The organism is Streptomyces deserti (assembly GCF_054782695.1).
The window spans coordinates 1-12,001 of record NZ_BAAGRZ010000025.1; the positions used below are offsets into that span (position 1 = coordinate 1).

The following is a 12,001-nucleotide window of genomic DNA, read 5'->3' on the forward strand; positions in this document are numbered from 1 at the left end:
CTCCAAACCAGCCAGCAGCCCCTCCCGGTCCCCGGCCAGCACCACACCCCGATGCTCGAACCGCGACCGCCCAACCGCCAACGACCACCCCACATCCGCCGGTTCAGCGGCCGACTCGGACTCCAGACACTCCCGCAGCCGGGCCGCCTGTCCCCGCAACGCCTCCGGCGACCGACCCGACACCACCACCGGAACCACACCGGGCAGCACCGGCTCCCCGGCCTCTACCTCCCGCGCGGGCTCCTCGACCGGCGCTTGTTCCAGCACCACATGCGCGTTCGTCCCGCTCATCCCGAACGACGACACACCCGCCCGACGCGGGGCACCGTCACGCTCCGGCCAGTCCCGCGCCTCGGTCAGCAGTTCCACCGCACCGGCCGACCAGTCCACCTGCGAACTCGGCGCATCCACGTGCAGCGTCCGCGGCAGCACACCGTGCCGCATCGCCATCACCATCTTGATCACACCGGCCACGCCCGCGGCGGCCTGCGTATGACCGATGTTCGACTTCAACGACCCCAGCCACAGCGGCTGATCCGCAGGGCGCCCCTGCCCATACGTGGCGATCAGCGCCTGGGCCTCGATCGGATCCCCCAGCCGCGTGCCCGTACCGTGCGCCTCAACAGCGTCCACATCACCCGCCGTCAGCCCGGCGTCGGCGAGCGCGGCCCGGATCACCCGCTGCTGGGACGGGCCGTTGGGGGCCGTAAGCCCGTTGCTCGCACCGTCCTGGTTGACGGCCGAGCCCCGCACCACCCCGAGCACCCGGTGCCCGTTCCGCCGGGCATCCGAGAGGCGTTCCAGGACCAGCATGCCGGCGCCCTCGCCCCAGGCCGTGCCGTCCGCGGACTCGGCGAAAGGTTTGCAGCGGCCGTCGGGGGCCAGGCCGCGCTGGCGGCTGAAGGCCAGGAAGGAGCCGGGTGAGGCCATCACGACCACGCCGCCGGCCAGGGCCAGGGCGCATTCGCCCTGCCGCAGGGCCCGTACGGCCAGGTGCAGGGCCACCAGGGACGACGAGCACGCCGTGTCCACGGTCATGGTGGGTCCCTGCAGCCCGAGGGTGTAGGCGATGCGCCCGGAGGCGACGCTGGCGGCGGTGCCGGTGACGAGATAGCCCTCCAGGCCGTCGGCGGCGTCGCTCAGCCGGGGGCCGTATTCCTGGGTCTCGGCGCCGACGAAGACGCCGGTGTCCGAGTCGCGCAGGGAACGGGGGTCGATGCCCGCCCGTTCGAAGGCCTCCCAGGCCGTCTCCAGCAGCACGCGCTGCTGCGGTTCCATGGCGAGGGCCTCGCGTGGCGAGAGGCCGAAGAAGTCGGCGTCGAACTCGTCGGCCTCGTGCAGGAAACCGCCCTGCCGGACGTAACTGGTGCCGGGGCGGTCGGGGTCGTCGTCGTAGAAGGAGTCGGTGTCCCAGCCGCGGTTGTCGGGGAAGTCGGATATGGCGTCCACGCCTTCGGCCACCAACTGCCAGAGGTCTTCGGGGCTTTCGACGCCACCGGGCAGTCGGCAGCTCATCGCGACGATCGCGATGGGTTCGTCGTCGGCCGCTCGGGCGGCGACGGGCTGGTGGAGGTCGTCGGTGCCGTCGAGGAGTTCGGTGCGCAGGTGGCGGCCGAGGGAGTCGGCGCTGGGATGGTCGAAGACGACGGTGACGGGCAGGGTGAGGCCGGTGGCCCGCTGGAGCCGGCGGTGCAGTTCCACGGCGGTCAGGGAGTCGAGGCCGAGGTCGAGGAAGGGGCGGGTCAGTTCGCCGGCCGGGCGGTCGCCGAGCACGGCGGTGAGCTGGTCGGTCACGAGGGCACGGAGGATGCGCTCCTGCTCAGCCTTGGAACGTCCGTCGAGGCGGGTGCGCAGCGCGGCGGCGGCCTCGGGTGCGGGTGGTGCGGCGTCGGGTTCGTGTCCGGATTCCTGCTGCTCCGGGTGAGAACGGGCTGCGAATTCCTCGAAGTCGCTCATTGTTTCACTCCGTAGCGCGGAACCGGGTAACGTCTTGACAATGCCCGCCCGGTTTTCGGGCAGGGTTTCCCTAAAATGCCTGTGCAGGCTAGCAGTCGGGGCATTGCCGGGCGCACCCCTAAGAAACCCCTACGCGAGGCCGGAGACAGGGGTTCTGCGCTGCTGGGATGGCCTTTAGGGTGACGAGAGTGGATAAGGCTATCCGGGTCGAAGAGCTGGTGAAACAGTATTCTCCGAATTCACGGCGCGTGGTGGACGGACTGAGTTTCGACGTGCGCCGGGGTGAGGTGTTCGGTCTGCTCGGGCCCAATGGCGCCGGAAAGAGCACCACCGTGGGCATGATGACCACACGGGTGCGGCCCACGTCCGGCCGTGTGGTGATCGACGGTGTGGACGTGGTGGCCCGGCCCCGTGCGGCCAGGCGCGTGCTGGCGGTCGTGCCGCAGCGCAACAACCTGGACCGGTCGTTGACGGTGCGTCAGAACCTGCTGTTCCACGCCGGTTACCACGGTGTGCCGAGGGCGGAGCGCCGGCGGCGTGCCGACGAACTTCTGGAGCGCATGGGCCTGTCCGCCTACCGGAAGGCGAAGATCGACGACATGTCGGGCGGGCAGGCGCAGCGGGTGATGATCGCCCGGGCGCTGATCCACCGGCCCAGCGTGCTGTTCCTGGACGAGCCCGCCACGGGCCTCGATCCGCAGGCCCGCCTCTTCATGCACGACCGGGTGGCCGAACTCAGCGAGCAGGGCGTGACGGTGGTCATCACCACGCACGACATGCACGAGGCGGCCAAGCTCTGCGACCGTATCGGCATCGTGGACCGGGGCAGGATGCTGGCCCTGGACACCCCGCAGGGGCTGGGCCGGCTGCTGCCCGAGCACGCGCCGCTGTCGCTGGCCGTCGAGGCGCCGCAGGGTCCGGAGCAGGTGGTCAAGCTGCTGTCGGAGCTGCCGGCCGTGGAGCGGGTCGACGTCGAGGACGCGGCCGTGGACTCCCCCGGTGTGCACCGGTTCCGGATCCACACGGAATCCGATCCCGTGCAGGTCCTGCCGCCGGCGCTCGCGGTGCTGACCGGGCGTGACCACCGCGTGATCGACATCGGCATCGGAAAGGCGTCCCTGGAGGACGTCTTTCTCCATCTCACCGGAAAGAACCTGAGATGAACTCAACGGGCGTACCGCAGCTCCAGACGTTCGGCGCCATCATGTGGCGGGACGTCTTCGTCACCCTGCGGCAGTTCCCCACTTTCATCGGCCAGGCCGTCATCCAGCCGTTCTCCACCCTGTTCGTGTTCGGTGTGCTGCTGAACAACGCCGGTTATGTGGACGGCGACTACAGTTCCGTGCTGCTGCCGGGTGTGCTCGCCCTGAACGGGTTCCTCGGGGGAATGCAGAACACGGCTCTGCCGCTCGTGGTGGACTTCTCGTACACGCGGGAGATCGAGGACCGGCTGCTGTCGCCGATCTCGCTGTGGCTGGTGGCGGCGGAGAAGATGCTCTTCGGCGCACTGTACGGCCTGGTCGCCGCGGTGATCATGACGCCGGTGGGGCTGGCGCTGCTCGGCCTGTCCTGGTCGGTGGCCGAGATCGCCGCCGCGCTGGTGATCGCCGGTCTGGGGGCGCTCGCCGGTGCCGCGATCGGGATGGTGCTGGGCACGTCGGTCTCCAGCGACAAGGTGGACGTGATGTTCACGTTGGTGCTGATGCCGCTGCTGTTCACCGGCTCGACCCAGTACCCGCTGCTCGCTCTGGGCGAGGTGCGCTGGTTCCAGGTGATCTGCGGTGCCAATCCGCTGTCGTACGCCAGTGAGGGCATGCGGGCGGTCACCGGCGCGTCCGGGGAGCACGTTCCGCTGCCGGTGTCCCTGCTGGTGCTCGGGGCGGCGATCGCGCTGTTCGGCGCGCTGGGCATGCGCGGTTTCCTGCGGCGCGCCCAGGCCTGACCGCGCCGGCCGTACGACGGGCCACGGCCCCGGGAGCGTCTCCCGGGGCCGTGGCGTGTGCGGTCGGTGGCGGGTCAGTCGTCGGGCAGGTCGATCGGCGCGAGGTCGGGGAAGCGGTCGCCGGGGCCCGGGTTGGCCGGCCAGGAGCCGCCGCCGAGATGGTGCATGACGCCCCACACGGCGTTCAGCCCGGTGGTGACGGCGCCCTCGGCGAACCCGGCGGTCCACGAGACGTCGTCGCCGGCGAGGAAGAGCCCCCGCTGGTGCCGGGGCAGCCCGTCCTGCATGAAGTGGGTGAACAGGCGCCGCTGGTAGCGGTAGTGGCCGGGCAGGTTGGCCTTGAAAGCACCCATGAAGTGGGGGTCGGTCTCCCAGGTCACCGTGCGCGGCGGGGCGATGATGCGCGAGCGGATGTCGATGTCCGGGTAGATCTCGGACAGTGCGTCGAGGACGCTGTCGAGCCGCTCCTCGGCGGTCAGCGGCGCCATCTTCAGCGAGTCGTCGTTCCACGTGTATGACAGGCACATGACACCGGGTCGGTCGGGGCCGTCGTCGAAGAGGTAGAGGCCGCGCGGCATGCGGTCGGTGAGGGTCGTGCTCATCACCTCACGCCCGGTCCTGGGGTCGCGATCGCGCCAGAAGGGCCGGTCGACGAGGACGAAGAGCTTGGAGGAGCCCATGTAGTGGCTGCGCTCCACGGCCGTCCAGACCTGCCGCGGCAGCAGCTCCGCGGCGCAGCGCACGTTGGTGACGAGGGTGCGCTTGTGGGGGGTGTAGACGGCCATCGGGAAGACGCTCGTGGTGCCGTCGGCCTCGTGGATCCCGATGCCGCCGGCGGTGCGCTCGATGCGCCGGACGGCGCCGCGCGGTGCGCCGCGGTGCAGCGACTCCAGGGAGGTTCCGGCGGGCCAGTGCGCGAGGTCGTCGGGCCGGTGGGTCCACAGGCCGAGCGGAAGCTGCTGGGAGCCGCCGACGATGAGCCGGTGGTCGTCCTCCGCGCCGGTGTAGACGACCCGCAGGATCTCCAGGATGGAGTTGGGGAAGTCCGTGTCCCAGCCGCCCGCCCCGAATCCGACCTGGCCGAAGATCTCGCGGTGCCGGAAGGACTGGAACGCGGACGTGCGGGCGAGGAATCCGTAGAACGACTCGTCGTCGAGCTCGCGTACCAGCGGGTTCCAGATCGCCTTGATGGCCTCCGCGTCGCGGCGGCGGATCGCGTCGTTCATGGCGAAGAACTCGGCCTTCTCCTGCAGGGCCTTGTCCCACGCGGCCCCGACCTCCTGGTAGATGTCGGGGAGTTCCTCGGGCCGACGGGCGTAGTACCGTTCGCCGCCCAGATGGATGACGGTGCTGCCGCTGGCGGGGGTGAGCGGGTTGGGGAACGGGCGGGTCTCGAGCCCGACCAGGTTCAGGTAGTGGTTGAAGGCCGCGGCCGACGTGGGGAAGCGCATGGCGCCGAGTTCGGCGGTGACGTCCGGCCGGTCGTCGAAGGCCGGGGAGCGCATCCGGCCGCCGATCTGCCCCGCCTCGTAGAGGACGGGCCTCATTCCGAGGCGCATCAGCTCGTAGGCGACGACAAGACCCGACAGCCCCCCGCCTATGACCGCGACCGGCGTTCCCGCATATTCCTCCGGAATTCTTCCGAGGCCATCCGGATGGGACAGCCACTCGTCATAGGGGAAGGGAAAGTCCGGGCCCAGCATGGTGACGGAATCCTCCGCCACGGGGCACAAACTACTGTTGAGGGCGACCAACGGGGTACTCCTCTGACCGAGATGAGAGCCGGTCCGGCAGTAGGTTCCTCGATTATGTCCGCGCCCCCAGGGAGCGAGGAAACCCCTTATGAACCCTTACGGGCCCCCGCGAGCCCGCGAGACCACCCCGGGCGTGACCGAAAACCGTCGGTAACACCTGGTCAGCACCTCTGTACGATTTCGCGCACCTGCCCGCATGCCTGTTCGACGGCAGATCGGCCACGAGGCCTTTGGGAGCTACACCCATACCCGTTGCGGGGTGTACCGGCTACTTTAGTAGCGCTGTATCAGTTCCGAAGACTGTACGAAATCCGGGTGAAACGTGAAAGGATTGGATCAGCAAGCCCCCACGTCCCCAGCAGCCCTATGCAGCTGCATGCTTGAAAACTAGATCACCGCTCGACACAACGTCAACCACAATCGTGACCAGGAGATTTCATGCATCCAGGGGCGGAAGGCCGATGTTTTCCGGTGCTCGACCATCGCCCTGACAGCGGGACCGGGCAGGACGACGACCGCGAGCCGACGGCCGCCCTCGAGGTCGACGACTGGGCGCCGGACGCGGCGGACGGGGTGCCGAGCGAGCGGCACGTGTTCCGGGTTCCGCACCGGGTGTGCGCCGCGGCCGTGTCCGAGGACGGCTCGGCGGCCGCGTTCCTGTCCGGTCTGCTCGAGCGGTCCCGTCCGCGGGAGTGCGTGACGGTGTACGGCGTGAACCCGCAGGAGGACCCGAAGGCCACCGCCCGCCTGGTCGGCCTGGCGCCCGGGGACATGCCGTCGGGAGAGAGCTCGGTCCACGACACCCTGGTGGAAGCCGGCGTCGCGCACGGACTGGACCGCGAGACGGCGCACGAGCGCACGGCCCAGCTCCTGGACGCGCTGGAGCTGCGGGACATGGAGGACGTCCCCGCCCACACACTGCCGCCCGGGCCACGTGCCCGGGCGGCATTGGGATGCGCGCTGCTGCACATCCCCCGACTGCTGCTGCTGTGCGACCCGTTCGAGGACGTCGACGACGCGTCGGAGGTGGTCATCCGCCGGGTCGTCGGGCGCTTCACCGCCTCCACGGGCACCGTGGTGTTCTCCACGCGGTCGCAGGAGGCCGCCGACCGGATCGCCGACCACGTCGTGCGGATCCGTGACGACCGGGTGGTCGCCTCCTACCGCGTGTGACGTACGTCCGGCGCCGGGCGGCGGCCTGTGCCGCGACCGGCCGGGGGTCAGCCGGCCACGTCGGCGAACAGCTCGTGGGGCAGGTCCTTGCGCCGTGACACGTTGAGCTTGCGGTAGACCCGGGTGAGGTGCTGTTCCACCGTGCTGACGGTGATGAAGAGCTTTCTGGCGATCTCGCGGTTGCTGTGCCCGAAGGACGCCAGCGAGGCCACACGGCGTTCCGCGTCGGTCAGTTCGTCGGCCGCGCTGCCGGTGGCGGGGCTGTCGTGCTCCGTCGCCGTCTCGTCCTCACCGCAGGGCAGCAACTGCTGGGAGCACAGCGCCTCCGCTCCGATGCCCCGGGCGAGGTGCCAGGCCCGCCGGGCCATCATGCGGGCCTGGCCGAGCTCTTCCAGGGCGTGGTAGGAGCGGCTCAGCGCCCCCAGCACCCGGACCAGCTCCAGCCGATCCTCACAGGCCTCCAGTTCCGTCACCGCCTCGCGCAGCAGCGCGTGGTTGCGCCGCAGTCCCGTCGCCTCGGCGAGCACGCGCAGGGTGAGCGCCCGGGTACGGGACGGGCCCGGGCCGCACTTGGCGAGCTGCTCCCTGGCCAGGCGTTCGGCCTCGACGTCCCGGCCGGCGCGCAGGTGCATCTCCGCCGCGGCCGACCGCCACGGCAGGAAGGCCGGGGTGTCGATGCCCCAGCGCGTCATGAGGTCGCCGCAGGCGAGGAAGTCGCCCAGGGCGAGCTGGCTGCGGCCCACGGCCGCGTAGAACTCGCCCCGTGCGTAGCGCAGCTGGAGGCCGTAGCGGGTGTCCGGCAGGTCGTCGGGGACGTGCCGGTCGAGGTGTTCGGCGGCCTGCTCGTACTGCCCCATCGCGGTGTGCGCGGAGATCAGGGTGGCCAGCGGGGCGCCGATGCCCACCCCCCAGGTGTGGGGCGGCATCCACATCAGCGCGTTCTCGGCGTGCCGCACCGCGTCCGCCGGGATGCCCTGCCGGAGCGCCACCTGCGCGGCCGTCGCCGACAGCAGCGCCTGCCAGCCGGGGGCACCCAGCTTCCCGGCCTCGCGCAGCAGGGTTTCGCACCAGTGCCGTGCCTTGTCCAGCCGGTCCGCGTAGAGAAGTACGGACAGCGCCACGGTGTACGCGTCGAGTGAGGCGTCTCTCAGCCGGCCGCTCTCCAGCAACCGTTCCGCGAGGTCGGCGCAGTGCCTGGCCTGTCCGCCGCCGCTCAACAGCGCGGCCAGGGCCGCCCCCGCGCGGTCGGCCGCGTCCCGGCCTGTAGGGGCCATGACATCGTTAGCCTCGAGGGCGGCGGGCCGCAGCTCGACACCGATACGTTCCAGCAAACCGGGGTAGGTCGAGCGCAGGGTGGCGTGTACGCCGCCGAGGGCGAGAGCGCGTGAGTCGCCGTACGCTCCCTCGGCCTTGCGCACGACGTCCGCGGCCTGGTCGAGCCGGCCCTGCCACAGCAGGCCGAGGACCAGCAGGCCCACCTCCCGCTCGCCGAGCCATCCGGCCTCGAAGGCGGCCTGCATCGCACGTACCGGGGCGCCGACCGCGCAGGGGCGCAACCGCCAGGTCAGGCGGGTCAGTTCGGCGAGGATCTCGCTGCGGCGCGGTCCGCCGGGGCAGGCGTGGTCGGCCAGCTGGAGGCCGGCGATGCCCAGGGACACCTCGTCGGCGGTGCGGGCCTTGACGGCCGTCTCCCACAGCACGTCCAGGAAGTCCGGGTCGACGATGTCGTCCGCGGCGACCAGGTGCCGTGCCACGACGGCCGCCTCGGCACCCTCCTGCCGCAGCAGGACGGCGGCGCGGCGGTGCAGACGCGCCCGGTCCTCACCCGGCAGGTCGTCCAGGACGGCTTCCCGCGCGGCCGGACAGCGGAAGGCCCCGCCGTCGACCAGTCCGATCCCCTCCAGTTCCCGCAGGCAGGGCGCGACCGTCTCGGCGTCCAGATCCAGCAGCCCGGCGAGGGTCTCCGGGCGGACGGCCTCGCCCAGCAGCGCCAGGCCCCGGGCGACGGCGAGCACGGTGGACTCCGCTCGGTACAGGCAGCTGAGCACGGCCTGCTGGAAGGCGTCGCCGGTCACCGGCGCGGCGGGGGGACGCCGTCTGCGGCCACCGTGCGCCCCTTCGAAGAGGAGGTCGTGGACCAGGGCCCGCACCAGCAGCGGGTTGCCGCCGCTGAGGCGGTGGATCTCCGCGCCCAGCCACTGCGCGCCGTCCTCGTCCAGACACTCGTCCAGCAGCTCCTCCACGCCCCGCCGGCCGAGCAGGGCGAGCGGTACGCGGATCAGTCCCGGGTGGCGCAGCAGCTCGGCGCCGAACAGGGGACGCATCCGGTGCGGTCCGGTCCGCCAGGCCAGGACGAAGACCACCGGCTTCGTCCGCAGTTCGTGCAGGGCGTACTGCAGGAATTGCAGGGACGGGATGTCCGCGTACTGGACGTCGTCCACCGCCACGACGACAGGACGTTCCTGGGCCAGGTTCACCAGCGGCGTGGTCAGCGCCCGCAGGGTGTGAGGCCGGATGTGTTCGTCCTGCTCGGAATCGGGGTCGCGCAGCATCGCGGAGAAACGGGCGTCGTCGAGTAGTTTCTCGACCCGCTCCAGGTGCTCCGGCGGCAGTCCGCTCTCCAGCAGCAGCTGGCCGAGCACGGCCGCCGGCGTGCGTTGCTCCGCCCGAAGCCCGGTCGCCTTCAGGACCGTGCAACCTGCCGACTCCGCCCGGTCGACGACGAAGTTCAGCAGCTCACTCTTCCCCGACGCCACCGGACCCGTGACGGCGACCACCCGGGACTGGGCGCCGTCGATGCCCGACAGTATCTCCTCCAGCAGAGCGAATTCATCAGTCCGCTCGACCAACCTCATCGCTCAATTACCTCCCCGTATGAGCACGCCCCGGCAAATCTAATGGTGTCCGAATGGCGAAAACCGGCTCAACGAAAACTGACTCAAACCCGTTTTCACCAGACCAAGGCGGCCCGGACAGTTTCCCCACAGAGATCCCTCAAGCCGCAAGGGCCAACATCAACTATGACCGAATCCGGCGGACAAGGTAGACCCGAAAGAAGCCCCGGTACCGACCAAATGCATCGACCTACCCGCCATTCAGGTCTACCGTCCGGGCACCGACCTGTGCTATATAGGCCACACCGGCACCGCAAACAGTGAGTAAACAATTCCGCTTGTAACGGTGAGCTGCCGCTGCCACGGTTTCAGGCACGTACAAAAGCGGGAGGCCGGCGGTTCACCGGTGCGAAACCCGTGGCAGCGGCCCCGGACAGGGTCCGGACGCCGCACGGTCGCCGCTCGGGCCCGCACCGGCGCCCCGCCCGTGCGGTGCGCAGATGCTCTCGCACCACGGCTACCCAGAGCAACCGGTCCGTCCTCCCAGGGAAAGTGCCCCGGCAAGCGGCCGGGATTCACTCCCGGCAACCCCGAGCGATCGAAATCACAGCCCCGTGATCATTCTCCCTGCGACGTGGGTCACGCTTCCCCGCGGCGGCCCGGAAGGGGGCGTATCAGGGGATGAGCCGAAGCGGCCCCCGCCGTCAAGAAGAGCATTTACGACGAACGATCCCGGACCTCGGGAACGGCGAACCATTGAATACCCGAGGTCCGCCCGCCTCCGGTCGGCCGAGCGAGCCACGACAGGCCCCGCGAAAACCTTTAGGGGAAGGCTAGGGGTGGAGATGAAACCGCGCCGCCGATAGCGTCCGGAGACGAACGACTGCCGCGGCAGCCGTCGGCCCCGGATTCCCCGACGAGTCATCACCGAAGCCGTGACGCATTCCTGACGCGGCGGCGGACCGTGCCGTGCTCCCCTGGGGCCCCTCCCCCTCCTCTCCGGGCGGCCGGCACGTCCTGACCACCTCCGTCCGCGGGCATCCCCGCGCGCAGACCGCAGAGGAAGACCATGCCGAGACGGCCCACCGGGGACGCCCGCGTCCCGTCACCGCACACCCCCGTCCCCGAGACCGGGGGCGGCGACACGACCGTCGTCATCCCGACCTTCAACGAGGCCGGCAACATACGCGAACTGCTGACCCAGCTCGCCGCCGGCCTGCCCGCGGAGCACTCCTACGAGGTCCTGTTCGTCGACGACAGCACCGATGACACCCCACAGGTCATCGAGCAGGCCGCCGCCGACTTCCCGTTCCCGGTCTCGGTCATCCACCGGGAGCACCCCACCGGCGGGCTGGGCGGCGCCGTCGTCGAGGGCATGAAGGCCGCCACGACCGACTGGATCGTGGTGATGGACGCCGATCTTCAGCACCCGCCGTCCCTGGTACCGGAGTTGGTCCGCACGGGCATCCGGACCGGGGCCGACCTCGTCGTCGCCAGCCGGTACGCCGAGGGCGGCAGCAACTCCGGGCTCTCCGGCGGCTACCGCGTCGTCGTGTCACGCGGCTCGACGCTCCTGGCCAAGTCCCTGTTCCCGTCGGCGTTGCGGGGCATCAGCGACCCGATGAGCGGCTTCTTCACGATCCGCCGCAGCCTGGTGCACTCCCGCGCCGAGATCCTCCGGCCGCTCGGCTACAAGATCCTCCTGGAGCTCGCGGTCCGGTGCCGCCCGCGGACCGTCGCCGAAGTGCCGTTCTCCTTCCGGGAACGGTTCGCCGGCGAGTCGAAGTCCACCGTCCGCGAAGGCCTGCGCTACCTCGCCCATCTCGTCTCGCTGCGTACGGCGACGCACATGGCGCGCCTGGTCGCCTTCGGTCTGATCGGGCTGAGCGGGTTCGTGCCGAACCTGGCCTGCCTCGCCGTCCTGACGGCCCTCGGCATGCACTACGTACCGGCCGAGATCGTGGCCAACCAGTTCGGGGTGCTGTGGAACTTCACCCTCATCGACCTGCTGCTGTTCCGCGACCGGCGGACGGGCCGGCACTGGGCGAACCGCCTGGGCCGCTTCGCCCTGCTGTCCAACGCCGATCTCGTCCTGCGGGTCCCTCTGATCGCCCTGCTCGTCGGCGGCGCGCACATGGCGGTGCTGCCCGCCACGGCCCTCGCCCTGCTGACGACGTTCGTCCTGCGGTTCCTCGCGACGGAGGTGCTGGTCTACCTCCCATGGCCCGGCCGGACGGGGCAGCAGGACGCACCCGCGGCACGCCGCGAGGAAACCGTCCTGTGAGCAGCGCGTCGGCGGCCCGGCCGGGAACCCGTCCCGGCCGGGCCGCCGACGCGCTGCT

General features: G+C 70.6%; 7 protein-coding genes. 4 read left to right on the forward strand and 3 right to left on the reverse strand.

Annotated features, from left to right (window positions below; translation table 11 throughout):
- Window positions 1-1,956: type I polyketide synthase (locus ACYVMZ_RS30000; protein WP_461085174.1), on the reverse strand; the 1,956-nt coding region annotated here is incomplete at its 3' end.
- Window positions 1,957-2,144: 188 nt separating this feature from the next.
- Here ACYVMZ_RS30000 and ACYVMZ_RS30005 point away from each other — a divergent pair.
- Together ACYVMZ_RS30005 and ACYVMZ_RS30010 are read left to right on the forward strand one after the other, a co-directional pair.
- A complete protein-coding gene (locus tag ACYVMZ_RS30005; RefSeq protein WP_461085176.1) occupies window positions 2,145-3,119 on the forward strand; it encodes an ABC transporter ATP-binding protein in 975 nt (324 codons plus the stop codon).
- Window positions 3,116-3,898, forward strand: coding sequence for an ABC transporter permease (locus ACYVMZ_RS30010; RefSeq protein ID WP_461085178.1), 783 nt, complete (start codon window positions 3,116-3,118; stop codon window positions 3,896-3,898). The genes ACYVMZ_RS30005 and ACYVMZ_RS30010 overlap by 4 nt, the downstream gene beginning before the upstream one ends.
- Window positions 3,899-3,972: 74 nt before the next feature.
- Here ACYVMZ_RS30010 and ACYVMZ_RS30015 read toward each other — a convergent pair whose 3' ends face one another.
- Window positions 3,973-5,601 (reverse strand): flavin monoamine oxidase family protein, encoded by a 1,629-nt coding sequence (locus tag ACYVMZ_RS30015; RefSeq protein WP_461085322.1) that lies wholly within the window; start codon window positions 5,599-5,601, stop codon window positions 3,973-3,975.
- Between the two features lie 522 nt (window positions 5,602-6,123).
- On the opposite strand from ACYVMZ_RS30015, the gene ACYVMZ_RS30020 reads away from it, so the two are divergent.
- Window positions 6,124-6,825 carry an ABC transporter ATP-binding protein gene (locus ACYVMZ_RS30020; RefSeq protein WP_461085180.1) on the forward strand — a complete coding sequence of 234 codons (702 nt, stop codon included), beginning with the start codon at window positions 6,124-6,126 and terminating at the stop codon, window positions 6,823-6,825.
- Window positions 6,826-6,872: 47 nt separating this feature from the next.
- Here the strand turns inward: ACYVMZ_RS30020 and ACYVMZ_RS30025 are convergent, their stop codons facing one another.
- Entirely contained in the window at window positions 6,873-9,680 is a 2,808-nt protein-coding gene (locus ACYVMZ_RS30025) for a helix-turn-helix transcriptional regulator (protein ID WP_461085182.1), read from the reverse strand.
- 1,048 nt (window positions 9,681-10,728) lie between these two features.
- Here ACYVMZ_RS30025 and ACYVMZ_RS30030 point away from each other — a divergent pair.
- Window positions 10,729-11,943, forward strand: a complete 1,215-nt coding sequence (locus ACYVMZ_RS30030) for a glycosyltransferase (protein ID WP_461085184.1) — start codon at window positions 10,729-10,731, stop codon at window positions 11,941-11,943.
- Window positions 11,944-12,001: the final 58 nt, after the last annotated feature.